Below are 25,200 nucleotides of genomic sequence, written 5' to 3'. Positions count from 1 at the left end.
CTCGGGTGGAGCTACGACACCTTGACCACGCGGATCGTGGTTGCGTCGTTGGTCATCCGGTTGGCGGGGGTGCCGAGGTAGGCCACCCGCACCTTCTTGCGGCCGACCCGTCCGTAGGGCTCGAGCGTGACGACCGCGGTGCCGTTCACGAGGCGGGCGGTGTACCGCCGTCCTCCGGTGCGCACCAGCACCTTGCCCGAGGCGGGGGCGAGCCCGGCCGTGACCGTGGCACGCACGACGGGCTGGGTCTCGCCGGCCACCGCGCGCCGCGGCGTGGCCTCGGCCTTCAGCAGGGCCGGCCACTTGGCGACCCGGACCGGGACCTTGACCGTGGTGCCGGTCGTGTCCCCGGTGACGGTGAGCACCCGGCGATGGGCCGATCCGGTCGGCAGCACCACGCTGACCTCGGCCGTGCCGTGCTCGTCGTACACGTCGTCGCCGACGATGCTGTCGACAGGGAAGGTCCCGAGGACCTTGTCGCCGACGCTGACGTCCACGTGGTCGTCGTGCCGGTCCCCCGGCCCGGTGAAGGCGAGCGAGGACAGGTCGAAGGAGACCCTGCTTCCCGGGTGGTACCAGGCCGGGGCGCCGTCGGGGAAGTGCACGCCGACCGCGCGCTGGCCGTCGTCGACGGGCAGCGCGGCACCGTCGCGGAACCGGGCCAGGTGGTCGACCAGGGCCTGCAGGTCGGTCCGGCCGGTGTCCTGCCGGCCGGTGCCGTCGGCGAACCCGGTGAAGTTGTCCCCGCCCGAGGCCAGGAACGAGTTCACCGTCACCGAGTACGTCTGCGCGGCGTCGACGGGGATGCCGTGCAGCCACATGCCGGTGACGTGCCGGCCCGCGGCCGCGCTCGGGTCGTAGACGTAGCGGAACCCCCGGGAGGTGCCGAGCCTGAGGAACGGCCGGGAGGCGCCCGCGGGCTGCCACTGCTGCTCCAGCACGGCACGGAGCTGCGCACCCGTCAGGTCCATGTTGACCAGGGTGTTCGCGAAGGGCTGCACCGTCGCGGCCTGCTGGTAGGTCAGCGTGCTCGGGTAGCTCCCCGGCGTGCTGCCCAGCAGGTCCGCACGAAGGCCTCCGGGGTTCATGAAGGCGATCTGCGCGGCGCCGGTGCTCGCCCCGCGGGTCGCCCAGCGCTGGACCTCGGCCACCAGGTTGCCCAGCGTCGACTCACCCCCGCGGTTCTCGGAGCCGTCGGACTTCCTCGCGCGCTGGAACGGGCCGGCGAGGTCCCCGAGCGGTGTGGCTCCCTCGACCTCGGCCGCGGCCACGGCGTCGTCGACGATGGCCGACGTGGCGGGATCGGCCGGGTAGCCGGCCGTCCAGCTGCCGTCGGCGTTCCGGGTCGTGAGCGGCAGCAGGCTGGTCTGCAGCGACAGCGGCCGCCCGGTCGTCGGGTCGACCGAGAAGGTCAGCTGGTTGAGGTTGTAGCCGTACTGGCCCGCCGAGACGACCGGACGCTCGGTCACCGGCCGGCCGGCCCAGGCGGCCACGGGGAACCGGCAGTCGTACGCCAGGTGGGTGTGGCCGGAGAGGATCGCGTCCACGTTGGCGTCGACGCCCGTGATGACGGACCCGAAGTCGGAGCCCGGGTCGTCGTCCATCGTCGCGCAGTCGGTGCCGGGGGCGCCCTCGTGCACGAGCAGCACGACCAGGTCCGCGCCCTGTGCCTTGAGCCGGTCAGCGGTGCGGTTGGCCGCGGTCACGACGTCCTCGACCTCGAGGTCGGCGATGCCCGCCGGCGAGACCAGCTCGGGCAGGTGCTCGGTCACGGCGCCGACGAAGCCGACGGTCACGCCGTCGAAGTCCCGGGTCCACGACTCCGGCAGCGCCGCGCCGTGGTCGGCCTTCCTGCGCAGGTTGGCGCCGAGGTACTGCCACGCCGCCCCGCCGTCGGGGTTGTCGGCGCTCTCCGCGGCCATCACCCGGTGGACCAGGTCGTCGTAGCCCTGGTCCAGCTCGTGGTTGCCGACGGCCGACACCTCGAGCCCGGCCTCGTTGAGCGCGTCGATGGTCGGCTTGTCGTGGTCGATGAACGACTCGAAGGTCGAGGCGCCGATCAGGTCACCGGCGGCGGCGAAGACGGTGTGCGGGTGCTGGGTCCGGATCTGGTCGACCGCACCGGCGAGCACGGCAGCACCTGCCTCCACCCCGTTGGAGCGGATCCGGCCGTGGAAGTCGTTGATGCCGAGCAGGTTGACCTCGACCGGGTCGGCCGCGTGCGCCGGCACTGCGACGACCGCGAGCGGCGCAGCGGCCATCGCGAGGCCGGCTGCCGCGGCCAGGGCACGTGCGCCCCGCCGAGCCCGAGAACTTGCAGGCACGTGGAAGACCCTTCGGCGATCCGAGTGAGAAGAGTGACGCGCGACACCCTAACCCCGCGAGGGCCGGAGAAAGCCGCTCTTCCCCGCGAATTCGCCGTAAAGACTTCTGCTCAGGCGGGCGCGGGCTCCCGACGCTGGCGGCGCACGTCGCGGAAGAACTCGTAACCCGACCACATGGTCATCGCGACGGCGCCGGCGAGCAGCACCTGGGCGAGGTAGAACACCACGAGGCCCACCGTGTCGAGGGCACCGTCGACCTGGCGCAGCGGCAGGCAGAGCAGGCCCAGCGCGAGCGCCTGCAGCGTGGTCTTGACCTTGCCGCTCTGGGCGGCCGGGATCACGATGTCCCGGAGCAGCGACAGCCGGAGCACGGTCACGCTCCACTCGCGGACCAGCACCACGATGGTGACCCACCACCAGATGTCGCCCACGACCGACAGCCCGACGAAGGCCATGCCGGTGATCGCCTTGTCGGCGATCGGGTCGGCGATCTTGCCGAAGTTGGTGACCAGGTTGCGGGCGCGGGCGATGTCACCGTCGATCTTGTCGGTGATCATCGCGACCACGAACAGCGCGCACGCGACGGTGCGCCACAGCACCGAGTCGCCGCCGTCGACCAGCAGCGCCCAGCCGAAGAACGGGACCATGACGATCCGCAGCGAGGTCAGGACGTTGGGCAGGTTCCAGTTGCTGACCTGGCGCTCGGCCCCGTCTTGTGTCGGTGTCATCGCTCGGCTCCGATCGGTCGGGCCACCAGGTCGACGCCCTGCGAGGCGATGACGACAGCGGGCAGCAGGTCGCCGACGCGGGTGCCGGCGGGGACGGTCTCGAGCGCGGTCGTGCCGTCGACCTCGGGACCCTGATGAGCGGCGCGCCCCTCGGCGGCGTGCTCGCCGTCGGGGTCCACGGACTCGACGAGCACGGTGACCTGCTCGCCGATCCGCTCCTCGGCCCGCTGGGCGTTGAGCTCTTCGACCAGCGCGGTGACGTGCTCGGCGCGGGCGCGCACCTCGTCCTCGTCGAGCTTCGCGTCGTACGACGCGGCCTCCGTGCCGTCCTCGTCGGAGTAGCCGAAGACTCCGGTGACGTCCATCCGCGCGGCGACCAGGAAGTCGCACAGCGTCTCGAGGTCGTCCTCGGTCTCGCCGGGGAAGCCGACGATCACGTTGGAGCGGACCCCGGCCTCGGGCGCGAGGGAGCGGATCCGCTCCAGCAGCCCCAGGAAGCTCTCCGGGTCGCCGAACCGGCGCATCCGGCGGAGCACGGCCGCGCTCGCGTGCTGGAAGGAGAGGTCGAAGTAGGGCACCACACCGGGCGTGCTCGCGATGGCCTCGATCAGGCCGGGCCGGGTCTCCGCGGGCTGCAGGTAGGACACCCGCACCCGCTCCACACCGTCGACGGCGGCGAGCTCCGGCAGCAGCGTCTCGAGCAGCCGCAGGTCGCCGAGATCCTTGCCGTAGGAGGTGGAGTTCTCACTGACGAGGAACAGCTCCTTGACGCCCTGCTCCCCCAGCCAGCGGGCCTCGGCCAGCACGTCGGAGGGGCGGCGGCTGACGAAGGAGCCACGGAAGCTCGGGATCGCGCAGAACGAGCAGCGCCGGTCGCAGCCGCTGGCCAGCTTCAGCGGGGCCATCGGCCCGCCGTCGAGGCGGCGGCGCACTGCGCGGGGCCCGGTGGCCGGGGCGCCGGCGCCGAGCTCGTCCAGGCCGTGGCCCGGGACGCTGAGCTCGACGGCCGCCCGCTCCACCGGCGAGATCGGCAGCAGCTTGCGCCGGTCCTGGGGCGTGTGGGCGTCGTGGGTCTCCCCCGCCACGATCGCGCGCAGCCGGGCCGCGATGTCCGGGTAGTCGTCGAAGCCGAGCACCGCGTCGGCCTCCGGCAGCGACTCGGCGAGGTCCTTGCCGTACCTCTCGGCCAGGCAGCCGACCGCGACGACGGCCTGGGTGGTACCCGACTCCTTGAGGTCGGCGGCCTCGAGCAGCGTGTCGACCGAGTCCTTCTTGGCGGCCTCCACGAAGCCACAGGTGTTGACCACCACCGTGTCGGCGTCGGCGGGGTCGGCCACCAGCCGGAACCCGTCGGCCTCGAGGCGGCCGGCCAGCTCCTCGGAGTCGACCTCGTTGCGGGCACAGCCGAGGGTCACCATGGCCACCGACATGGGGGCGCGGGGGTCGTCGGCGTGCTGGGGAGCGGCAGTGGAAGTCGTGGTCATGATCAGGTCGAGTATGCCCGCTCCGGAGGACCTGAACCGCATCGCGACGCGGGCCGGTGACCGGAGTCACCCACCCGCGTCCGCGATCAGTCGACCGGGAAGGTGTTCTGGGCCGGCTGGCCGTCGGCGCCCAGGTTGCCGCGGTCGCGCCCGGCAACCGTGACCTGGAGGGAGCCGTCGGAGGACTGCACCCGCACCGGCGGGGCGACCGACTTCAGCGTCCGGCTGTCGCCGAAGGACAGGTCGCCGGTGAAGACGACGTCGCCGGCCCCGTTGCGGACGACCACGTGCGCGCCGCCCTTGGTCGCGGTCAGCACCACCGGCACCGGGTCGGCCAGCTGGAGGTTGTTGTTGTTCGGGCCGGCCGAGCCGTTCAGCCGCGGCGGCGGCGGGGTGAGCTCGACCGGGCTGTCCATGACCAGCCGGGCCACCGACCACGCGAGCACCAGCGTCATCACGGCCGCGATCAGCACCGACCAGTTCGCGCCGCCCCGGGTGCCGCGGATGGAGCCGCCGGCCCCGGTGGCCAGCTCGGCCTCGAAGACCCGGCGCGGGTTGATCGGGGCGTCGGCGTACCGCTCGTCGTACGACGTGAGCAGCGGGGACGCGTCGACGCCCAGCACCCGCGCCAGCGTGCGCAGGTGGCCACGCGCGTAGAAGTCGCCGCCGCAGGGCGCGAAGTCGTCCACCTCGATCGACTCGATGACGTGGGGCCGGATGCGGGTGCGCTCGGCGAGCTGGTCGACGGTCAGGCCGAGCCGGGTGCGGGCCGCGGCCAGCTCCGGCCCGACGACGGGGTCCTCGGCGGGCTCGACCGCGAAGTCGTCGATCACGAGCGGCTCCACGGCCGCGCCCTCGCGGGAGATCGGTCGCACCCGGTCGCCCCAGACGACGGTGTCCTCGACGAGGTTGACCCGGCCGGGGCGGCGCAGCTCGCGGGACTCGGGGACGTCGCGGGCCTCGTCGGTGGGCGCGAGGGTCAGGTCGCTGCGGAACTCCGCACGCACCGCGACGACCGGGTCGCGCAGCGGGCTCGGGGTCGCGCTGGCGACCATCGCCGGCACCTCGGGCGTCACGGGCGCGTCCGGCACCGCGACGGTCGCCTGGTCGTCGAGCTGCTCGGTCTCGCCCGCGGGCTCTGCGTCGCGACGGTGCAGCAGCGCGGCGACGACACCGATGCCGTGGGCCAGCGCGGGACGCAGGTCGGGGAGGCGTCGGGCCGCGGGCGTCTCCTGGTGCTCGACCCCGTCGTCGGCCTCGCCCTCGTTGGCGAGCTCGGGCCGGGGCTCGGGCACCGGCTGGTCGAGCGCGTCCTCGTCCTCGACCGGGCCGGGCTGCTCGCGGGGGATGATCTCGACGACCGCCGAGGGGTCACCCGCGAGCCGCATCAGCGAGGAGGTGAGGTCCTCCCCCGCACCAGTCACCCGGGTCGAGAGGGCCAGCGGCACCGCGAAGGGCGCTCCGTAGAGACGCTCGGCGATCCGGGACTGGCGACGGCCGCTGCGGTCGAGCTCGTCCAGCACCCGCTCTGGGTTGCGTGCCACGAGCACCAGCCGTCCGTCGCGGAGCGGTCCGCGACGGGGCAGGTGCTCGACCCGGGACAGGGCGCCCCACGGCATGCCGCGCCAGGTTCGGCCCAGCCGGATCCGCACGCCCTGGGTGTCGGCGACCAGCAACGGCGTACGCGCGTCCACGAACGCGAGCAGGTACGTCACGCCGATGCCGCCCATGACCGCGAACAACAGCCAGTCCAGCCACGAGCCGGAACCCGTGGCCCGGGCGAGGTAGGCGATCCCCACCGCGGAGGCGACGACCCCGAGCAGCGCGGCCAGGCCGCCGTTGCGGCGGATCTCGACGGGTTCCGGGGCGAGACCGAGCGGCTCGGGCCCCCTGTCCTCGTAGGTCTCCTCGAACGACCCCTGGTCGCCGAGCTGGTGCAGGGCTCGTGCCTCCATCACATCTCTCCTTGGAGTGTGGCGATGACGCCGTCGATCTCGTCGGGCTTCACGAGAACGTCACGGGCCTTGGAACCCTCGCTGGGTCCCACCACCCCCCGGCTCTCGAGGATGTCCATCAGGCGTCCGGCCTTCGCGAAGCCGACGCGGAGCTTGCGCTGGAGCATCGAGGTCGACCCGAACTGGGTCGACACGACGAGCTCCACCGCCTGGATGACCAGGTCCATGTCGTCGCCGATGTCGTCGTCGAGCTCCCGCTTGCTGGCGGCGGGAGCGGTGACGTCCTCGCGGTACGACGGCTCGAGCTGGGTCTTGCAGTGCTTGACGACCTGGGCGATCTCGGCCTCGGTGACCCAGGATCCCTGGACACGCACCGGCTTGGAGGCACCCATCGGCAGGAACAGCCCGTCACCCTGGCCGACCAGCTTCTCGGCGCCGGGCTGGTCGAGGATGACCCGGCTGTCGGCCAGCGACGACGTCGCGAACGCCAGCCGGGACGGCACATTGGCCTTGATCAGGCCGGTGACGACGTCGACGCTGGGACGCTGGGTCGCGAGCACGAGGTGGATGCCGGCGGCACGCGCGAGCTGGGTGATGCGGACGACCGCGTCCTCGACGTCGCGCGGGGCGACCATCATCAGGTCGGCCAGCTCGTCGACGATCACCAGCAGGTAGGGGTACGGCGCCAGCTCGCGCTCGCTGCCCGGCGGCACCTCGACCTTGCCCGCCCGGACGGCCTTGTTGAAGTCGTCGATGTGGCGGAAGCCGAAGTTGGCGAGGTCGTCGTAGCGCAGGTCCATCTCGCGCACGACCCAGGCCAGCGCCTCGGCGGCCTTCTTGGGGTTGGTGATGATCGGCGTGATCAGGTGCGGGACGCCCTCGTAGGCGTTCAGCTCCACCCGCTTGGGGTCGACCATGATCATCCGCACCTCGTCGGGCGTGGACCGCATCAGGATCGAGGTGATCATCGAGTTGATGAAGCTCGACTTGCCGGAGCCGGTGGCACCGGCGACGAGCAGGTGCGGCATCTTGGCGAGGTTGGCGACGACGAAGCCGCCCTCGACGTCCTTGCCGAGGCCGGCCACCATCGGGTGGTGGTCCGAGCGTGCGGTGTTGGACCGGAGCACGTCGCCGAGCGAGACGATCTCCTTGTCCACGTTGGGGATCTCGATGCCGATCGCGGACTTGCCGGGGATCGGGCTGAGGATGCGCACGTCGGCCGAGGCGACGGCGTACGCGATGTTCTTGGACAGCGCGGTGACCTTCTCGACCTTGACCGCGGGGCCGAGCTCGACCTCGTAGCGGGTGACGGTCGGGCCACGGGTGTAGCCGGTGACCTGCGCGTCGATGCCGAACTCCTCCATCACCTGGGTGAGCCGGTCGACCACGGCGTCGCTGGCCTTGGACCGGGCCTTGTGCGGTGAGCCGGGCTTGAGGACCTCGTTGCCGGGAAGCGTGTAGGCGATGTCCCCGGAGAGCAGGAGCTGCTCGACGCGCGGCGGCAGCGGGGTGTGCGGGGGCGGCTCGAGCTCGGTCTTCGCGGCCGGCTCCTCGGCCGGCGGCGTGACGGCCGGGAGGCCGACCGGGTCGGTCTCGGCCAGGGCGACGTCGACGGCGTCCGGCTCCTTCTTGCGCCGACGCTTCTTCACCTCGCGGTCCTCGAGGACCGGGGTGTCGTACGCCGGGTCGCCCATCTCGGGGTCGATCTCGTCGTCGTCACGGCCGCGGCGGGTCCGCATCGGCCGGGTCTGGTCGCCGGCCTCGTCCTCGTGGTGGCGGCCGAGCATGTGGTCGCGGGTCTCCGCGAGGCGCGCGGGCACCTGGTAGAGCGGGGTCGCGGTGATGACCAGGATCCCGAAGAAGGCCAGCAGGGTCAGCAGCGGCACCACGACGTACGGCGTGCGGAGCAGGTCCAGCAGAAGGCTGGCGACGACGTACCCGACGGCACCTCCGGCGTCACGCAGGTCGCTCGCGTCGCCGAGGACGGGCTGCGGGTTGTCGTTGGCGATCTGGACGATGCCGAGGACGCCGAACGAGAGGGCCGCCCAGCCGACGACCTGGCGACCGGCCGGGCCGTTGTGCTCGGGGTCGCGCATGTTGCGCCAACCGATCCAGACCAGCGCCAGGGGCACGAGGAAGCCGACCTTGCCGACCGAGCCCTCCACGACGGTCCGCGCGGCGTCCATGACCGAGCCCGGCAGCTGCCACCACACGGCGGCGGCGGCGATGACGGCGAGGCCGAAGAGGAAGAGCCCGATCCCGTCGCGCCGGTGCTCGGGCTCGAGGTCGCGGGCGGTGTGGCCGATGCTGCGCGCGGTGGCGCCGACGGCGCCCGCGATCGCGAGCCAGACCGCGGCCACGCCGCGGCCGAGGGCCATGAAGGCACGGGCGACCGGGCCCGGCCCGCTGCGTACGGCGCGGGGCGCGGGGCGGCGGCTGCTGCTCGCCTTGCTGGTCCTGCTGCTCTTGCTGGTCTTGCTGCTCGGGGCGCGACCGGAGGACGAGGTCCGCTTGCGGGCCGCGCTGCTGCCGGACTTGCCGGTACTCCGGGATCGGGCGCTCGAGCTGCTGCGACCGGTGCTCTTCGTACCGGTCGTGGACGTGCTCTTGCTCCGCGACCCCGGCGGGGAAGACGTACGGGTCGCCATGCCATCAACGTAATCGATGGTCACACCTGTCACAGGGACCACAGGATGCGTGTCGCCCTGGACCTGCGTGCCGCGCCCGGTCCGACGAAAGTCTTCCGGCATCAACCACCCCAAAGGAGGTTTCTTGCGCGGACTCTGGACCGCTGCCTGACGGCGTACATAAGGTGCACGGGCGGTGGCGCATCTCACAGCGCGCCCGTGTCCACCCACGATCTCGGAGGGGAAACACCGTGAAGTTCTTCAGGCAGGGCATCAGCCTTGCGCTCCTGGGCGCCGGCCTGGCCGCCGTCCCAGGTCTGCAGGCCGCGGCCGCGGGGTCAGCCCCGCAGGCCGCCGCCGGCTCCCTCGTCCAGCAGATGAGGCAGCAGGCCGACGGCTCGGTCGCGCTCTCGAAGGAGCGCGCGACCGGCAGGGTCGGGTTCGTACGAGCGGCGCGCCACGGCGACCTGCTCCCCTCCGTGGCGGCTGACGACGCGGCCTCGGCGGCCCACAAGGCCACCGCGTACCTCGACAAGTACGCGCCCGCGTTCGGCACGACCGACGCGCAGCTCGAGCAGTCGGCGCTGCACTCCGACCGCTTCGGCTGGACCATCAGCTACACCCAGACCTACCGGGGCGTCCCGGTGTTCGGGTCGATGCTCAAGGCCAACGTCGACAAGGCCGGTGACCTCACCTCGGTCAACGGCTACGCCGCCCCGGCCCTCGACCTCGGCGTCACTCCGCGGCTGTCGGCCTCGGAGGCCGCCTCCCGCGCGGTGTCGACCGTGCGTGCCGTCCCGCCGGGTGGCGCCTCGACCGACACCCGTGGCATCGAGGCCGGCAGCAACCACCTGACGATCTACCGGATGGGCGCCATCAAGGGTGACCCCGGCGAGGCGGTCCTCGCCTACGTCGTCGAGGTCACCAACGGGCACAACATCCGCGACATGGTCTTCGTCGACGCGAACACCGGCAAGGTCGTCAACCGCTACTCGATGGTCGACAACGCGCTAGACCGCGAGCTGGACGAGGCCGTGGTCGACGACAACGGCACCCCCACCGACCCGTCCGATGACTTCGTCCGGTTCGACAAGGTGTGGGAGGAGGGCGACCCCTTCCCCAGCGACCTGAACGAGGACCAGCAGAACCTGGTCAACTCCTCGGGCGAGTCCTACTGGTTCTTCCAGAACGCCTTCGGCCGCGACTCCTACGACGGCGAGGGCGCCAAGCGCATCACGGTCAACAACGACCCGCGCATCTCCTGCCCCAACGCCAACTGGAACGGCGTGACGACCAACTACTGCGACGGGGTCACCTCCGATGACGTGGTCGCGCACGAGTGGGGCCACGCCTACACCGAGTACACCTCGGGGCTGATCTACCAGTGGCAGCCGGGCGCCATGAACGAGGGCTACTCCGACATCTGGGGCGAGACGCTCGACCTCATCAACAACCGCGAGGACGAGGAGGAGGGCAACATCGACGCGCCGCGGCCCGTCGGGCTGTGCTCCACGCACTCCCCCGCCAAGCCGCTGCTGACGATCAACTCCCCCGGGGACATCGCCAGGGACTGCGCGACCGGCGGGGCGTCGTTCGGCAAGCAGCTCGACGCCGCCGGCATCACCGGCGACGTCGTGCTGGCCACGGACGCCGCCGAGACCGGCGGTACGACGACGGACGGCTGCTCGCCGTTCGACAACGCGGCCGAGGTCGCCGGCAAGATCGCACTGGTCGACCGCGGGCTGTGCGCGTTCACCGAGAAGGCGCAGAACGCCAAGGACGCCGGTGCGGCCGCCCTGATCATCGGCAACCGCGACGACTCGGTCATCTCGATGTCCGGTGACGACCCGACGCTGCCGACCACCGTCTCGATCGGCCTTACCGATCGTGAGGCCATCAAGACCGCCCTGGCCAAGGGCGAGACGGTCAACGTCACCATGAAGGACGCAGGCGGCGAGCGGTACGACTCCTACCGGTGGCTCGTGGGCGAGAAGTCGCCGGCGTTCGGCGGCGCGATCCGCGACATGTGGAACCCGACCTGCTACGGCGACCCGGGCAAGGTCTCCGACGCCGAGTACCACTGCTCGACCGACGACAACGGCGGCGTGCACGGCAACTCCGGTGTGGTCAACCACAGCTACTCGCTGCTGGTCGACGGCGGCACCTACAACAACGTGGCCGTGACCGGGATCGGGCTGGACAAGGCCGCGAACCTGTACTGGTACACCCAGACGCACAGCCTGACGCCGACGTCGGACTTCGCCGACCTGGCCGACGGCCTGCAGAACGCGTGCACGCAACTGACCGGCAAGCCCATCAACGAGCTGTCCACCGAGAAGGACACCTCCGTCCCGGCGACACAGCTGATCACCCCGGCCGACTGCCAGTCGGTCGACGCGATGATCGCGGCCGTCGAGCTGCGTCAGAACCCGGCCCAGTGCAACTTCCAGCCGCTGCTGCAGAAGGGCGCCCCGGCGTCGTGCGGCAAGGGCTTCAAGTCGCGGACCTTCTGGAAAGACGACTTCGAGCACGGGCTCGGCGCGTGGACCAGGAGCGAGGAGGTCGTCTACGACGGAGCCCACGGCTTCCCGTGGCGGGCCACGAGCGAGGTCCCGGGCAAGCACGACTCCAAGGTCGCCTTCGGCCCCGACCCCGACCCGCAGGGTGCCAGCTGCGCCGCCGACGCCAACGACATCTCGAGCCGCGACTCCATCGCGAGCCCGCGGGTCACGCTGCCGGGTGGCAACTACCGCCGGCTCTCCTTCCAGCACTACGTGGCGACGGAGTCCGGCTACGACGGCGGCAACGTGAAGATCAAGGTCAACGGCGGCAAGTGGCAGGTCATCCCCGCCGAGGCCTACGTCTTCAACGCGCCCGACACCCTGGCCACGGCCGAGGAGGGCAACACCAACCCGCTGGCCGGTGAGCCGGGCTTCACCGGCACCGACGGTGGCGAGGTGTTCGGCTCCTGGGGCAAGTCCATCGTCGACCTGAAGAAGGCCGGCGCCGGCAAGGGCGACCGGATCAAGATCCGGTTCGACATGGGCCGCGACGGCTGCGGCGGGATCGACGGTTGGTACGTCGACAACGTCAAGCTCGTCGTGTGCAAGAAGAAGCACGGTGGCCACCGCGCCGAGGCGGGTGACCGCCGCTCCACCGTGAGCCGCTGACGCACGACCGCACCACGAGGGGCCCCGCCGGACACCGGTCCGGCGGGGCCCCTCGCTCTGTCATGCTGCGGGCGTGCGCATCGAGCTGGTGTGGGTCCTGCCCGCCGTCCTGGCCGCGACGGACTGGTGGGCGGTCGCGCGCGGCGATCGTCGTACCGAGACCTGGGCGAAGCCCGCGACCCTGGTGGCCCTGCTCCTCACCGCACTCGCCCTCGGCGCGACGGACAGCACGCCGGGCCGGTGGCTGCTCGTCGCCCTCGTCTTCGGCCTCCTCGGCGACGTCGCGCTGCTCGGCGACTCGCTGGGCCGCTTCCGCGCCGGCGTGGCAGCCTTCCTGGTGGGCCACCTCGCCTACCTCGTCTGCTTCGCGACGCTCGGGCTCCCCCGCCCCGGCTGGTCCTGGGCCGTGCTCGTGGCCCTGCTGGCGAGCCTCGTCGCCACCCGGGACGTGCTCCCGGCCACCCACCGCCTCGACGGCCCCGCCCTCTCCGTCCCGGTCGCCGTCTACACCGCCGCCATCGCCGCCATGCTCGTCTGCGCCTGGTTCACCGGCGAGTGGCTGATCGCCCTCGGCGCCACCGTCTTCGTCGCCAGCGACGCCACCCTCAGCATCAACCGCTTCGTGAGCCCGATCCCGCGAGCCCACCTCGTCGTGATGGTCACCTACCACGTCGGCCAGGCCCTCATCGTCGCCGGCGTCCTGACCGCCACCACCTGACCGACCACCCAGAACACCAGCAGGCGATGCCCGAGGACGGGACGGCCCCACCGCGGGCCCGAAGCCGCGGCCCCCGCCGGGGAGCGTAAAAGCGAGCCGCGGCGCCGGGAGGAGAGCGCAAGCGCGGCGAGCGTCGGCCGGCGCCGCGGCGAAGCAAGCGACCGGCGGGGAGCCGGGGCGCAGGGACCGCAGCAGATGCCGCAGCCGACCGAGGAAGGGCAGCCGGAGCCGCGCCCCCGCGCGGAACTACGCCTCGATGACCACCGGAATGATCATCGGCCGCCGACGGTGCGTGTTGCTCACCCAACGACCGACGACCCGGCGCACCGTCTGCTGCAGCTGGTAGGCGTCGGTGTTGCCCTCGGCGACGGTGCGGTCGAGCGCGTCGCAGATCGGCTGCTTGATCTCGTCGAACGTCGAGTCGTCCTCGGCGAAACCGCGGGCGTGGATCTCGGGCCCGCTGGAGACCTTGCCGGTGACCGAGTCGACGACCACGATCACCGAGATGAAGCCCTCCTCGCCGAGGATCCGGCGGTCCTTGAGGTCGGACTCGGTGATGTCACCGACCGAGGAGCCGTCGACGAACACGTAGCCGCAGTCGACCTTGCCGGCCACCGAGGCGACCCCGTCGACCAGGTCGACGACGACGCCGTCCTCCGCGACCACGACGTTCGGCACGCCCGTGGCCCGGGCCAGGTCGGCGTTGGCCCGCATGTGCCGGATCTCGCCGTGCACCGGCAGCACGTTCTTCGGCTTGACGATGTTGTAGCAGTAGAGCAGCTCGCCGGCGCTCGCGTGGCCGCTGACGTGGACCAGGGCGTTGCCCTTGTGCACGACCTTGGCACCCCAGCGCGCCAGGCCGTTGATGACACGGTAGACGGCGTTCTCGTTGCCGGGGATCAGGCTCGAGGCGAGCAGGACGGTGTCGCCCTCCTCGATGTGCACGAAGTTGTGGTTGCGCTGGGCGATCCGCGACAGCGCGCTCATCGGCTCGCCCTGGGAGCCGGTGGAGATGAGCACCTGGCGCTCGGGCGGCAGGTCGGCGAGGTCCTTGGTGTCGACCAGCACGCCCGGCGGCACCTTGAGGTAGCCCAGGTCCCGCGCGATCGCCATGTTCCGCACCATCGACCGGCCGACGTAGGCGACCTGCCGCTCGTGGGCGTACGCCGCGTCGAGGATCTGCTGCACCCGATGCACGTGGGAGGCGAAGCAGGCGACGATGATCCGCTGCTGCGACTCGTGGAAGACCCGGTCGATGACCGGGGTGATGGACTTCTCGGCCGGCGTGAAGCCGGGGGTCTCGGCGTTGGTGGAGTCGGTGAGGAAGAGGTCGACCCCCTCCTCCCCCAACCGGGCGAAGGCACGCAGGTCGGTGATCCGCCCGTCGAGCGGCAGCTGGTCCATCTTGAAGTCGCCGGTGTGCAGGACCATGCCGGCCCCGGTGCGGATCGCCACCGCCAGCGCGTCGGGGATCGAGTGGTTGACCGCCACGAACTCCAGGTCGAAGGGGCCGAAGGAGATCCGGTCCCCCTCCTTGACGACGTGGTGGACGGTCTCCTTGAGCCGGTGCTCGCGCAGCTTGCTGCCGAGCAGCGCCAGCGTCAGCTCCGACCCGACGAGCGGGATGTCGCCGCGCTCGCGCAGGAGGTACGGCGTGGCGCCGATGTGGTCCTCGTGCCCGTGGGTGAGGACCAGCGCCTCGACCTGGTCCAGGCGGTCCCGGATGGCGTCGAAGTCGGGCAGGATCAGGTCCACGCCGGGGTGGCTGTCCTCCGGGAACAGCACGCCGCAGTCGACGATCAGCAGCCGGTCGTCGTACTCGAAGACGGTCATGTTCCGGCCGACCTCGCCGAGCCCGCCGAGCGGGGTGATCCGCAAACCCCCCTTCGGCAGTGCGGCCGGTGTGGAGAGCTCGGGATGGGGGTGCGACATCTAGTTCCTTAGCAGGCCCGACGCGGCGAGTCCTGCTCGCAGCGCAGCCAGTTCGTCGTCGTCCAGGGCCACGAGCGGCCCGCGGACGTTGCGGTTGTCGAGGACGCCGAGGAGCTGGAGTGCTGCCTTGGCGGTGGTCGCTCCGTAGTTGGGGACGCCCATGACGGCGTCGATCGCGGGGAGCAGCCGCGTGAAGATCTCGAGGGCGCCGGCGTGGTCGCCGGCGAGGAAGGCGTCGATCATGGCCCGGGTCTCGTCGCCGGCCGCGTGGCCGACCACGGACACCACGCCGGCGGCGCCGTGCGCCAGCCAGCCGAGGGTGTTGACGTCGTCGCCGGAGTAGAGGGCGTAGCCCATCTGCATGATCTTGACGCCCCGCGCGAAGTCGCCGACCGCGTCCTTCACGGCGACCACGGACTCCCAGGCGATCGCCTGCTCGTAGACGTCGAGCGAGATCTGCGTGCCGGTGCGACCGGGGACGTCGTACAGCATCACCGGGACGTCGGTGGCCTCCGCGACCTGGCGGAAGTGGTGGAGCACGCCGACCTGGCCGGGCTTGTTGTAGTAGGGGGTGACGAGCAGCAGCCCGTCGGCGCCGAGCTTCTGGGCCTGCTCGGCCAGCTCGACGGAGTGGGCGGTCGAGTTGGTGCCGACGCCCGCGACGACCGTGGCGCGGTCGCCGACGGCGTCCCTGACCGCGGAGAGGATCTGACCGTCCTCGGCGACGCTGGTGGTCGGCGACTCGCCGGTGGTGCCGGACACCACGACGCCGTCGTGCCCGTGCTCGACGAGGTGGGCGGCGACCCGGGCGGTGCCCTCGAGGTCGACCGATCCGTCGTCGTGGAACGCGGTTGCCATCGCGGTCAGCACGCGACCGAACGGTGCCTCGGGCGAGTTCGTCATGTCCTACAGGCTATCGCCCACGGGACGCCGGGTCTTTCTGCCCTGCCGTCCTCCGTCCACGCGACGCACGGTGGAGGCGAAGGAGGGGGCCACCATGACAGTGCTGGTCGTCTACGGGAGCCGGTACGGCGCGACCCGCGGCATCGCCGAGCGCCTCGCCGAGATCCTGCGCTCCTGCGGCCACCAGGTCGACGTCCAGGAAGGCTCGGCCCTGGTGGACGCCAAGCCGTACGACGCGTTCGTGATCGGCAGCGCGGCGTACCAGGGGTCCTGGCTCAAGGGGCCGGTCGAGTTCGTGATGCGACACATCGACCTGCTCGCCGACCGGCCGGTGTGGCTGTTCAGCAGCGGCCCGCTCGGCACCTCCCCCACCGACGACGAGGGGCGCGACCTGCTGGAGATGACCCGTCCCAGCCAGTTCATGGAGCTCGAGGAGGCGCTGGCCCCCCGCGGCATGCGGGTGTTCTTCGGGGCGCTGGACCCGGACCGGCTGCACTTCCTCGACAAGATGGTGCGCCGGCTGCCCACGGGCCGACGGCTGCTGCCCGCCGGGGACTTCCGCGACTGGAGGGCCGTGGATGCCTGGGCCCGGGAGATCGCCGCCGACCTCCCGGGTGACGTGGCGCAGGGAGGTGTGTCATGAGCGCCATCGGCGACCTCGGCGCCTTCCTGCGACGCGAGACCCGGGCGGCCGCGGACGTGGCGGAACCCCGGGCGCCGGGCTCAGACGTGTGGCATGACCTCCTCGGCGACCAGCCGCACGTGGTCGAGGTCTGAGAGGTCCAGCACCTGGAGGTAGACGCGCTGGGTGCCGAGCGCGGCGTACCGGCCGATCTTGTCGACGACCTCGGCGGGCGTGCCGGCCAGGCCGTTCTCGCGCAGCTCGTCCCTGTCACGCCCGATCGCGGCCGCGCGGCGCTCCACCTCGGCCTCGTCGCGGCCGACGCACACGACCAGCGCGTTGGACCAGGTGAGCCCGTCCGGGTCGCGGTGGATCTCCTCGCAGGCACGGCGTACCCGGCCGAACTGGGTGCGCGTCGTCACCTCGTCGACGAACGGCAGGTTGAACTCGTCGGCGAAACGCGCGGCCAGGGCGGGCGTCCGCCTCTTGCCGAGCCCGCCGACGAGCACGGGCGGGCGGGGCCGCTGCACCGGCTTGGGCAGCGCCGGGGAGTCGACCAGCCGGTAGTGCTTGCCGTCGTGGGAGAACCGCTCCCCCTCGGGCGTCGCCCACAGCCCGGTGATCACGGCGAGCTGCTCCTCGAACCGGTCGAACCGCTCACCGGTGACCGGGAACGGGATGCCGTACGCCGAGTGCTCCTGCTCGAACCAGCCCGCGCCGATGCCGAGCTCGACCCGGCCGCCGCTCATCTGGTCGACGTTCGCCACCGCGATCGCGAGCGGACCGGGGTGCCGGAAGGTCGCGCTGGTCATCATCGTGCCGAGCCGGATGGTGCTGGTGTCGCGGGCCAGGCCGGCCAGCGTCACCCAGGCGTCGCTGGGGCCGGGGAGCCCCTCGGTGCCCATGCCGAGGTAGTGGTCGGAGCGGAAGAACGCCTCGAAGCCGAGCTCCTCGGCGGTCCTGGCGACCGCGAGCAGGTCGTCGTACGTCGCGCCCTGCTGGGGCTCGGTGAAGATGCGCAGCTCCATGGCGCCCACCCTGCCAGAGCGCAGGTCAGTACCCCTGGCGCCGTTGCCACCAGACCCGGTCGTAGTCGTCGCCGGGCTCCCGGCGGGTCTCGCTCCACTCGCCGGGGTCGAAGGTGGGATAGAGGACGTCGCCCTCGGGGTCCTGGTGCACCTCGGTGATGACCTGCTCGTCGGCGTACGGCATCGCCGCGGCGTACACCTGGGCGCCGCCCGCGACCATCACGTCGCCCGGCAGGCTCTCGGCTTGCTCCAGCGCGTCATCGAGGTCGTGCGCGACGAGGACCCCGTCCGCCTGCCAGGCGGGGTCGCGGGTCAGCACGATCGTGGTGCGCCCCGGCAGCGGCCGACCGATGGACTCGTACGTCGTGCGTCCCATGACGAGGGTGTGCCCGAGGGTGAGGGCCTTGAACTCGGCCTGCTCCCCCGGGATCCGCCACGGGATGTCGGGGCCGTTGCCGATGACGCCGTTCTCGGCGACCGCCGCGACCAGGACGATCCGCTTGCCGGTCGGGGTGGTCATACGGCGATGGGTGCCTTGATGCCCGGGTGCGGGTCGTAGCCCTCCACCGCGATGTGCTCGAGGTCGAACTCGTCCAGCGCGGTCACCGTCGGGTCGAGCACCAGCCGCGGCAGCGGGCGCGGCTCGCGGGTGAGCTGGAGCCGGGCCTGCTCGAGGTGGTTCTCGTAGAGGTGGGCGTCGCCGAGCGTGTGCACGAAGTCCCCCACCTCCAGGCCGGCCACCTGGGCGACCATGTGGGTGAGCAGGGCGTAGGAGGCGATGTTGAACGGCACGCCGAGGAACACGTCGGCCGAACGCTGGTAGAGCTGGCAGCTGAGCCGCCCCGGCCCGGTCTCGGTGGGGGCCACGTAGAACTGGAACATCGTGTGGCAGGGCGCGAGGGCCATCTGCGGGATGTCGGCGACGTTCCAGGCGCTGACGATGTGGCGGCGGCTGTCGGGGTCGCGGCGCAGCTGCTCGACGACCTGCGCGATCTGGTCGACGTGTCGCCCGTCCGGCGTCGGCCAGCTGCGCCACTGGTAGCCGTAGACCGGCCCGAGGTCGCCGTTCTCGTCGGCCCACTCGTCCCAGATCGTGACGCCGCGGTCCTGCAGCCACTTCACGTTGGTGTCGCCGCGCAGGAACCACAACAGCTCCGCGAACACCGACCGGGTGTGGACCTTCTTGGTGGTGACCAGCGGGAAGCCCTCGGTCAGGTCGAAGCGCATCTGGTGACCGAAGACGCTGCGCGTCCCGGTGCCGGTCCGGTCGCCCTTCGCGACGCCCTCGTCGAGGATCCGCTGGACGAGATCGAGGTAGGCCTGCACGGGGCCGAGACTACCTGTCGACGTCGCCCCGGCGGTCGAGGCGCGTGGCGCCCCCGGCGCCGAGACCCCGTGGGCGGCCTGCGGGCCGCGGGTGGTCACGGTCTTGGCAGCTACGGGGACGGGTACGTCGGGGATTGCGGTCGCTGTTCGGCTCGCGGGTCGCGCCCGGTGGTCGAGCTTCTCTCGGTGGTCGAGCTTGTCGAGACCACGCCACCCGGATCGCCCCCGGTGGTCGAGCTTGTCGAGACCACGCCGCCCCGGGTCCGAGAAGTTTTACTTTCCGATTTCCCCAGACCCGCTCAACCACGCGGTTTTCGGGGCCGGACTGTCGGTGCCCGGTGCTTGGATTGATCCATGCTCGAGGTGGACGCGATGGGACAGCCGGTGGTGGTCGAGGACCTCGACCCCGACTGGCTCCTCGCCCTGCTCGACGACGCCAAGATCGCCGCCCGGGTCGCCGAGCGATCCAAGCTCCGGCTCGCGGCGCAGTGGTGCGTGCGGCACCCCGCCACCACCGACACCGGGGTGGCCACCTGGGCCGGCGACGCCCTCCCGGGCGTGCTCAATGCGGATGAGTCCCTCGGCGGGGAGGGCACCCCCGCGGTCTCGGCGTTCGCGCCCGAGCCGGTGGCCGCCGCCCTCGGGGTCTCCACCCTGGCCGGGATGAAGCTGATCGCCGACGCCCTCGACCTCCAGCACCGCCTGCCCCGGATCTGGCGGCTCGTCGAAGACCTGAGGGTGGATCCGTGGAAGGCCCGGCACGTCGCCCAGGCCACCCACCCCCTCTCCCGCGAGGCCGCCGGCTACGTGGACGCCCAGCTCGCCCCGAAGCTGGCCTCGTGCGGGTTCGCCGCGATCCAGACCGCGGTCGCGATGGCGATCGCGAAGTACCATCCCGAGCTGCTCGAGCAGCGCGAGAAGACCGGCAAGAAGGGGTGGCACGTCACCCTGCGCCACCCCGCCCCCGGCGACGTCGACGGCACCAGCTACCTCGACGTGGCCGGCGACACCCTCGACCTGACCGCGTTCCACGACCTGGTCTGCGACCAGGCCGCCGCCCTCAAGGCCCTCGGCGACACCGACGACCTGGAGATCCGCAAGGCCAAAGCCCTCGGCGTCATCGCCGCCCAACAGGCCACCCTCGGACTGCAGGCCCCCGAACCGGCCGCGCCCACCACCCCGGTGCGGCGGCGGCAGACCATCTTCTACGTCCACGCCTCGCTGGCCGACCTGCTGCACCTCAACCTCGAGGGCACCGACGACGGACGACCCGGGGTCGGTGAGGTGGAGAAGCTCGGTCCGGCCACGCTGGCCAAGATCCGCGCCTGGCTCGGGCGTTCCGGGGACGTGGTGATCCGGCCGGTGCTGGACCTGAACGCCTGCCCCGCGGTGGACGGGCACGACCCGTCCGAGGAGATCCGGCAGATCGTGATCCTGCGCGACGGGCACTGCGTCTTCCCCTGGTGCCCCGTCGACGCCCGCCACACCGACCTCGACCACATCGAGCCCTACCTGCCCCTCGACGAGGGCGGACCACCCGGGCAGACCAACCCGCACAACCTGGGCTGCCTGTGCCGGCGACATCACCGCTGCAAAACCTCGGGCCGCTGGCGCTACCGACGCAGACCCGACGGCAGCTACGAATGGCACGGCCCCCACGGCCGCTCCTACCTGGTCACCCCGCTCGGCACCATCCAGCTCCACAACAACTGAGCACCCACCGAGTCAGCAGGCTCCACCACCCGGACACCGGGCGATGGAGCCCGCCGGCACGCCCCGGTGCGAACTGCCTCCGTTCGACACGCCCCTCCTGCCCGGGATCTCGCTCGACTACCGGATCACCGTGAGAGGGCCCTCGTCAGCGGTCGGGGGCTCGAAGTGGTCGAAGTGGTGGGCGGCGAGCTCTTCGGGCAGCACGTAGTCGTCGGAGTGGCGGCCCCGCCTGGTCCGCATCCGGTCGAGGACCGTCTCGCGGTCGGTGGCGAGGTAGATCGTCTCCGGCAGCACCCCGGTGGGTGCCAGGAGTCGTCGGTAGTCGTCACGCATCCGGCGCGACCAGAACGAGAAGTCGAGGACGACGTCACGGCCTGCGGCCACGAGCTCCAGCAACCGGGCCCGCAGATCCGCCTCGATCTCGTCGCGGACGTCCGGTGGCAGCGGCACCGTCGCGATCCCGCGACGCCACATCTCCACGTCGAAGGAGAGCCTGACCATCCCGTCGCTCTCCAGCCGTCGGGCGTACGTCGACTTCCCGGCCCCCGAGGGACCGCACATGAGGACCACCCGGCTCACGGGCGGGCACCAGAGCGTTCGTGGTCGGCCGACGGACCGGACATCAGAGCGCGACCTCGCCGGTGACCGTGGTGAGCGCGTCGCCGCCGACCCAGATCGTGCCGCCCTCGGTCTCGATGTGCACCCGGCCCCGGCGGCCGAGGACGGTGCCCTGCGAGGCGACGTACGACGCGGGCAGCCGGTCGCCGGCGAGCCACTGGGCGATGCCGGCGTTGAGGCTGCCTGTCACCGGGTCCTCGCCGATGCCCATGGAGGGTACGAACCCCCGGACCTCGACCGCGGCGTCGGCTCCCGCACCGTAGGCCCCGACCACGCCGATCTCCAGGTCGCCGAAGGCGGAGAAGTCGGGCTCCAGCGCGAGCACTGCGTCGGCATCGGCGAGCAGGACGGCGACCCAGCCCGGCCCGTTGTCGACCCAGTGCGCGTCGACGATCCCGTCCTCGCGGATCCGCAGGGCGCACGCGATCGCGGCGTGGTCGGCGGCGTCCACCGGACCCGAGCGGACCAGCGGCGGTGCTGCGAACGCGAGGCGGTCGGCTCGGCGCAGTCGGACCAGTCCGGCGGCGCACTCCTGGACGACCTCGCCCTCGGTCGCGGGCGTGCCCCCGGCCTCCAGCCACGCGTGGGCGCTGCCGATCGTGGGGTGCCCGGCGAACGGCAGCTCCCCGGCGGGGGTCCAGATCCGCAGGCGGTAGTCCGCCCCCGGCTGAGTGGGCGCGAGCAGGAAGGTGGTCTCGGAGAGGTTCGTCCAGCGGGCGAACCGGGCCATCTCCTCGTCGGCGATGCCATCGGCGTCGTGGACGACCGCCACCGGGTTGCCGAGCAGCGGCTCTGCGGAGAAGACGTCGACCTGGCTGAAGCGGCGCATGCGCGCCACGCTAGCGAGCCAGGATCGGCAGTGCTCCGGTGTGCGGGAACTTGGTGGCCCGCGAGCAGGTCCGCTCCCCCAGGTGGCAGGTCCGCAGCTCGTAGGGCCCGGTGAACGACAGCCGCACGAAGTCCGTGCCCTGCGGCTGGTCGGGACCGTGCGCGACGACGTACGAGACGGAGCCGTCGGACCCCAGGGTCGCCGCGACGACCACGTCCTGGGGTCGTACGCCGGTCCAGATCCTCTCCCCCGACCGGGTGTCGTAGATCAGCACCTTCCCGAACCGTCCGCCGCCACCCGGTGCCCGGGTCAGCACGTGCTCCCCGCCCGGCGAGAGCTGCGCGCCGACTCCGGTCCGCACGTAGTCGACGCTGAAGAACGGCTGGACGATGCGGATCCGGTCGGCGCCGGCCGCCTTGACGATCGTCGCGGCCGAGACGTCGAGGAGTCCGTCCACGTCGACGAGCCCGGTCCCGTCCGGCCCCCAGCCCCAGTCGCCGTCCTGGCCCGCGTAATAGACCTGGTTCCCGTCCACGGCGATGGGGTGGCTGCCCTCGTCGAGGCTGCCCCAGCGGGGCCCGCGGTAGGGCAGGTCCCGGGTCGCGAGGACCTCCGCGGCCTCGAGGTCGTAGACCACGAGCCGCGGCGCCCGGTCCCCCGGGTCCACCCACGCCACCCACCCCTGGTGCTCGGAGGCCGCCAGCGGTGCACCGGCCACCTTGTTCCCGATCGTGGTCAGCCTCCCGGCACCGTCCACGAGGACCACGTCGCCGTCCTCGTCGCCGATGACGGCACCGTCCCCGAGCTGGACGAGGTCCTCCACCCGCGGCATCTCGACGGCGGCGTGGCGCAGGTGGAGCACGTCGTTGGCCCACCAGGCGACGGCGGCCGGGTTCTCCACCCGGACGACCGGCGGCTGGTCGGGGCCGGGCGGGGGCTGCGAGCCCGGCCGGGTGCCGACCCAGGTCCCGAGCCCGACCACGACCAGGAGGCCCGCCACCGCCGCCGCGGCCGCCCGTCGCCGCCGTCGACGTTGCGACCGGGCCCGGGCCACGACCTCCTCGACCGGGGCGTCCGGGACGTCGATCGCCGTGCCCGCGAGCGCGAACACCTCCTCCGCGAGCTCCTGCGTCATCGCGACGCCCCCCACAGCTTCGGCAGGTCCAGCGCCGCGACCGCATCGGACAGACGGGACTCGACCTCGTCGGTCGTCAGCTCGAGCAGCTCCGAGACCTGGACCTCGCTGAGGCCGGCGGCGAAGCGCAGCACCACCGCGCTCCGGTCCTCGTCCGGGAGCCGACCGAGGGCCGCCTCGAGGGCGTGCCGGACCAGTACGGCGTCGGTCGCGTCACCCGCCACCGGCGCCGGGCCGGGCTCGGCCGGCTCGGCTGTGCCCGCACCGGCACGATCCCGGCAGTCCAGCACCTCCCGGTAGACCCGGACGTCGATGTCGTCGGCCTCGCGCACTCGCCCCCATGCCAGGTAGCAGCGGGCGAGTCCCTGCCGCGCGACCTCCTCCGCCTCCGGCTGCGGACAGCCGAGCAGCACCAGCGAGCGAACGATCGCCGGCCAGCGTGCCGCCGTGTAGGCGGCGAAGTCGCCGTCGTGGCGCATGTGACCATCCTTCGGCACGGGGACCCTGAGGACCAGACCCCTCAGGTGCCGCGGATGGTTCCCCGCTCCACGACGTACGCCGTGAAGCCGGCGGTGTCCCGCCCCCGGGCGGCCCGGTCATCGAGGTATTCGGAGCCGCCGCCCTCGGGGATTCCCCAACGGACCCGCAGCGGCGGCTGCCGCCGGGAGCTCAGGCATGCAGCGACATCGGGCCGTACACCTGGCGGTCGTGCTCGAAGAGGGTCACCGCATCGACCCCCTCCGCGGCCAGGTCCGACCAGTACTCCCCCACCCAGGACTCGGCGTCCGCCTGGCTCGAGAACCGTTGGTCGGCGAGCTCCTCGTCGACGGTCACCTCGGCGCCGGCGGAGCTCTCCAGCCGCCACCACCACGGGCGCTCGGCGGCAGCGGGCTGTCGGAACGTCGGGGGCTGGTCAGGGAGCATCATCACGCCTCTCGCACGGACGGGTCGACGAACGGGGGCTTCACGAGCTGGAAGATCTCCCGGCGGCCGCGGACGTCGACACCGACCTCGGCCTCGGCGTTCACGAACGACGGGACCAGGGCCAGGCCGATCCCCTTGCGCAGCGTCGGGGAGAAGGTGCCGGAGGTGATCTCGCACAGCGGCACGTCGGGGGCGAGCGAGACGCTCATGCCCGGCCGCGGGATCCCGCGGCCGACGGCGATCAGGCCGCGCAGCACGCGCTCGGGTCCGCGCTCCCGCTCGGCCAGCAGGACCTCCCGACCCCAGAACGCCTCCTTGCCCCAGCCCACGGCCCAGCCGAGCCGGGCCTGGTTGGGGGTCACCTCCAGGGAGATGTCCTGGCCGTGCAGGGGGTAGCCCATCTCGGTGCGCAGCGTGTCGCGCGAGCCCAGCCCGCAGGCGAGCATGCCGTGCTCCTCACCGGCCGCCACCAGGGCGTCCCACAGCGGGACCGCGACCGCGTTGGGGGCGATCAGCTCGTAGCCGCGCTCACCGGTGTACCCGGTGCGGCAGACCACGACCGTCGAGCCGTGGCCCCGCTCTTCCGGCGGGACTGCCTCCGCGAAGGACATGTAGTCGTGGCCGGTGGGTAGCCCCACGGCGTCGAGCACCTCGTCGGACTTCGGGCCCTGCACGGCCAGCACGACGTGGTCGCGGTGCTGGTTCGTCACGGTGACCCCGTCGGGCGCCTGGGCGGCGAGCCGGCGTACGACCTCGACGGTGTTGGCGGCGTTGGGGACGAGCAGCACCCGCTCGTCGTCGTGCAGGTAGACGATCAGGTCGTCGACGATGCCGCCGGTGGCGTCGTCGCAGCACAGCGTGTACTGCGCCTTGCCCGGCGCGATCCGGCCGAGGTCGTTGCTCAGCGTCGCGTTGACGTACGCCGCGGCGCCCGGGCCGCTCACCAGCGCCTTGCCGAGGTGGCTGACGTCGAAGATGCCGACCGCCTCGCGGACCGCGGTGTGCTCCTTCACGACACCCGAGGAGTACTCCAGCGGCATCGACCATCCGCCGAACTCGGCGAACTTCGCACCGAGGGCGACATGGCGCTCGTGCAGCGGGGAGGTCAACAGGTCGGTGGGGGCGGCCGGCTCGTCGGACATGGACGCGAACCTACCGCAGCGG

At 72.2% G+C, this 25,200-nt stretch carries 20 protein-coding genes; 4 read left to right on the top strand and 16 right to left on the bottom strand.

What is annotated here, in order from left to right; translation table 11 throughout:
- Positions 1–11 precede the first annotated feature (11 nt).
- The 5 genes from ABD268_RS08805 to ABD268_RS08785 form a co-directional block, all read right to left on the bottom strand.
- On the bottom strand, positions 12–2,324 hold the full coding sequence (locus tag ABD268_RS08805) for a bifunctional metallophosphatase/5'-nucleotidase (protein WP_344150171.1): 2,313 nt from the start codon (positions 2,322–2,324) through the stop codon (positions 12–14).
- A 110-nt stretch (positions 2,325–2,434) separates the two neighbouring features.
- Positions 2,435–3,052, bottom strand: coding sequence for a CDP-diacylglycerol--glycerol-3-phosphate 3-phosphatidyltransferase (pgsA, locus tag ABD268_RS08800; RefSeq protein ID WP_344150169.1), 618 nt, complete (start codon positions 3,050–3,052; stop codon positions 2,435–2,437).
- A complete protein-coding gene (rimO, locus tag ABD268_RS08795; RefSeq protein WP_344150676.1) occupies positions 3,049–4,482 on the bottom strand; it encodes a 30S ribosomal protein S12 methylthiotransferase RimO in 1,434 nt (477 codons plus the stop codon). Before rimO ends, pgsA begins: the two co-directional genes overlap by 4 nt.
- A gap of 140 nt (positions 4,483–4,622) precedes the next feature.
- Positions 4,623–6,491, bottom strand: a complete 1,869-nt coding sequence (locus ABD268_RS08790) for a helix-turn-helix domain-containing protein (RefSeq protein ID WP_344150167.1) — start codon at positions 6,489–6,491, stop codon at positions 4,623–4,625.
- Positions 6,491–9,139: an FtsK/SpoIIIE family DNA translocase gene (locus ABD268_RS08785; protein WP_344150165.1), complete on the bottom strand. Its 2,649-nt coding sequence runs from the start codon at positions 9,137–9,139 to the stop codon at positions 6,491–6,493. Before ABD268_RS08785 ends, ABD268_RS08790 begins: the two co-directional genes overlap by 1 nt.
- A 230-nt stretch (positions 9,140–9,369) precedes the next feature.
- On the opposite strand from ABD268_RS08785, the gene ABD268_RS08780 reads away from it, so the two are divergent.
- Together ABD268_RS08780 and ABD268_RS08775 are read left to right on the top strand one after the other, a co-directional pair.
- Positions 9,370–12,288, top strand: a complete 2,919-nt coding sequence (locus tag ABD268_RS08780) for a M4 family metallopeptidase (protein ID WP_344150163.1) — start codon at positions 9,370–9,372, stop codon at positions 12,286–12,288.
- Between the two features lie 73 nt (positions 12,289–12,361).
- A complete protein-coding gene (locus ABD268_RS08775; RefSeq protein ID WP_344150161.1) occupies positions 12,362–13,006 on the top strand; it encodes a lysoplasmalogenase in 645 nt (214 codons plus the stop codon).
- Between the two features lie 246 nt (positions 13,007–13,252).
- Here ABD268_RS08775 and ABD268_RS08770 read toward each other — a convergent pair whose 3' ends face one another.
- Both ABD268_RS08770 and dapA read right to left on the bottom strand, forming a co-directional pair.
- Entirely contained in the window at positions 13,253–14,938 is a 1,686-nt protein-coding gene (locus ABD268_RS08770; RefSeq protein ID WP_344150159.1) for a ribonuclease J, read from the bottom strand.
- Complete coding sequence (dapA, locus tag ABD268_RS08765) at positions 14,939–15,841, bottom strand: 4-hydroxy-tetrahydrodipicolinate synthase (protein WP_344150157.1); 903 nt, start codon at positions 15,839–15,841, stop codon at positions 14,939–14,941.
- A 94-nt stretch (positions 15,842–15,935) separates the two neighbouring features.
- Here dapA and ABD268_RS08760 point away from each other — a divergent pair, with 94 nt between their 5' ends.
- Positions 15,936–16,484, top strand: coding sequence for a flavodoxin domain-containing protein (locus ABD268_RS08760; protein WP_344150155.1), 549 nt, complete (start codon positions 15,936–15,938; stop codon positions 16,482–16,484).
- Between the two features lie 80 nt (positions 16,485–16,564).
- Here the strand turns inward: ABD268_RS08760 and ABD268_RS08755 are convergent, their stop codons facing one another.
- Genes ABD268_RS08755 through ABD268_RS08745 form a run of 3 tightly spaced genes read right to left on the bottom strand, consistent with a single transcriptional unit; the run spans position 16,565 to position 18,817 of the window.
- A complete protein-coding gene (locus tag ABD268_RS08755) occupies positions 16,565–17,491 on the bottom strand; it encodes an LLM class F420-dependent oxidoreductase (RefSeq protein WP_344150153.1) in 927 nt (308 codons plus the stop codon).
- Positions 17,492–17,516: 25 nt separating this feature from the next.
- On the bottom strand, positions 17,517–18,011 hold the full coding sequence (locus ABD268_RS08750; protein WP_344150151.1) for a dihydrofolate reductase: 495 nt from the start codon (positions 18,009–18,011) through the stop codon (positions 17,517–17,519).
- Positions 18,008–18,817 carry a thymidylate synthase gene (locus ABD268_RS08745; protein WP_344150673.1) on the bottom strand — a complete coding sequence of 270 codons (810 nt, stop codon included), beginning with the start codon at positions 18,815–18,817 and terminating at the stop codon, positions 18,008–18,010. The genes ABD268_RS08750 and ABD268_RS08745 overlap by 4 nt, the downstream gene beginning before the upstream one ends.
- Before the next feature lie 354 nt (positions 18,818–19,171).
- Here ABD268_RS08745 and ABD268_RS08740 point away from each other — a divergent pair, with 354 nt between their 5' ends.
- Complete coding sequence (locus ABD268_RS08740) at positions 19,172–20,530, top strand: HNH endonuclease signature motif containing protein (protein WP_344150149.1); 1,359 nt, start codon at positions 19,172–19,174, stop codon at positions 20,528–20,530.
- Positions 20,531–20,647: 117 nt separating this feature from the next.
- Here the strand turns inward: ABD268_RS08740 and ABD268_RS08735 are convergent, their stop codons facing one another.
- From ABD268_RS08735 to gcvT, 6 genes are all read right to left on the bottom strand, one after another.
- Positions 20,648–21,109: a P-loop nucleotide/nucleoside kinase family protein gene (locus ABD268_RS08735; protein WP_344150147.1), complete on the bottom strand. Its 462-nt coding sequence runs from the start codon at positions 21,107–21,109 to the stop codon at positions 20,648–20,650.
- A gap of 43 nt (positions 21,110–21,152) precedes the next feature.
- The gene (locus ABD268_RS08730) at positions 21,153–21,977 is read right to left on the bottom strand and encodes a PhzF family phenazine biosynthesis protein (RefSeq protein WP_344150145.1); all 825 of its coding nucleotides are present in this window, start codon (positions 21,975–21,977) and stop codon (positions 21,153–21,155) included.
- 10 nt (positions 21,978–21,987) lie between these two features.
- Positions 21,988–23,112: a hypothetical protein gene (locus tag ABD268_RS08725; RefSeq protein WP_344150143.1), complete on the bottom strand. Its 1,125-nt coding sequence runs from the start codon at positions 23,110–23,112 to the stop codon at positions 21,988–21,990.
- Positions 23,109–23,591 (bottom strand): sigma factor-like helix-turn-helix DNA-binding protein, encoded by a 483-nt coding sequence (locus ABD268_RS08720; RefSeq protein ID WP_344150141.1) that lies wholly within the window; start codon positions 23,589–23,591, stop codon positions 23,109–23,111. Before ABD268_RS08720 ends, ABD268_RS08725 begins: the two co-directional genes overlap by 4 nt.
- 190 nt (positions 23,592–23,781) lie before the next feature.
- Positions 23,782–24,039, bottom strand: coding sequence for a hypothetical protein (locus ABD268_RS08715; RefSeq protein WP_344150139.1), 258 nt, complete (start codon positions 24,037–24,039; stop codon positions 23,782–23,784).
- Complete coding sequence (gene gcvT / locus ABD268_RS08710) at positions 24,039–25,178, bottom strand: glycine cleavage system aminomethyltransferase GcvT (protein WP_344150137.1); 1,140 nt, start codon at positions 25,176–25,178, stop codon at positions 24,039–24,041. Before gcvT ends, ABD268_RS08715 begins: the two co-directional genes overlap by 1 nt.
- Between the last annotated feature and the right edge of the window lie 22 nt (positions 25,179–25,200).

Origin of the sequence: Nocardioides koreensis, assembly GCF_039531775.1 — a bacterium.
Classification (GTDB): domain Bacteria; phylum Actinomycetota; class Actinomycetes; order Propionibacteriales; family Nocardioidaceae; genus Nocardioides; species Nocardioides koreensis.
Note: the sequence above shows the minus strand (reverse complement) of the source record. Positions and strands in the feature narration are given on the sequence as shown.

Coding starts and splice junctions, on each gene's coding strand:
- ABD268_RS08760 (WP_344150155.1), top strand. CDS start 15,936: ATGACAGTGCTGGTCGTCTACGGGAGCCGGTACGGCGCGACCCGCGGC.
- ABD268_RS08785 (WP_344150165.1), bottom strand. CDS start 9,139: ATGGCGACCCGTACGTCTTCCCCGCCGGGGTCGCGGAGCAAGAGCACG.
- gcvT (WP_344150137.1), bottom strand. CDS start 25,178: ATGTCCGACGAGCCGGCCGCCCCCACCGACCTGTTGACCTCCCCGCTG.
- ABD268_RS08770 (WP_344150159.1), bottom strand. CDS start 14,938: ATGTCGCACCCCCATCCCGAGCTCTCCACACCGGCCGCACTGCCGAAG.
- ABD268_RS08740 (WP_344150149.1), top strand. CDS start 19,172: ATGCTCGAGGTGGACGCGATGGGACAGCCGGTGGTGGTCGAGGACCTC.
- ABD268_RS08720 (WP_344150141.1), bottom strand. CDS start 23,591: ATGCGCCACGACGGCGACTTCGCCGCCTACACGGCGGCACGCTGGCCG.
- dapA (WP_344150157.1), bottom strand. CDS start 15,841: ATGACGAACTCGCCCGAGGCACCGTTCGGTCGCGTGCTGACCGCGATG.
- ABD268_RS08755 (WP_344150153.1), bottom strand. CDS start 17,491: ATGGAGCTGCGCATCTTCACCGAGCCCCAGCAGGGCGCGACGTACGAC.
- ABD268_RS08750 (WP_344150151.1), bottom strand. CDS start 18,011: ATGACCACCCCGACCGGCAAGCGGATCGTCCTGGTCGCGGCGGTCGCC.
- pgsA (WP_344150169.1), bottom strand. CDS start 3,052: ATGACACCGACACAAGACGGGGCCGAGCGCCAGGTCAGCAACTGGAAC.
- ABD268_RS08730 (WP_344150145.1), bottom strand. CDS start 21,977: ATGCGCCGCTTCAGCCAGGTCGACGTCTTCTCCGCAGAGCCGCTGCTC.
- ABD268_RS08725 (WP_344150143.1), bottom strand. CDS start 23,112: ATGACGCAGGAGCTCGCGGAGGAGGTGTTCGCGCTCGCGGGCACGGCG.
- ABD268_RS08715 (WP_344150139.1), bottom strand. CDS start 24,039: ATGATGCTCCCTGACCAGCCCCCGACGTTCCGACAGCCCGCTGCCGCC.
- ABD268_RS08790 (WP_344150167.1), bottom strand. CDS start 6,491: ATGGAGGCACGAGCCCTGCACCAGCTCGGCGACCAGGGGTCGTTCGAG.
- rimO (WP_344150676.1), bottom strand. CDS start 4,482: ATGTCGGTGGCCATGGTGACCCTCGGCTGTGCCCGCAACGAGGTCGAC.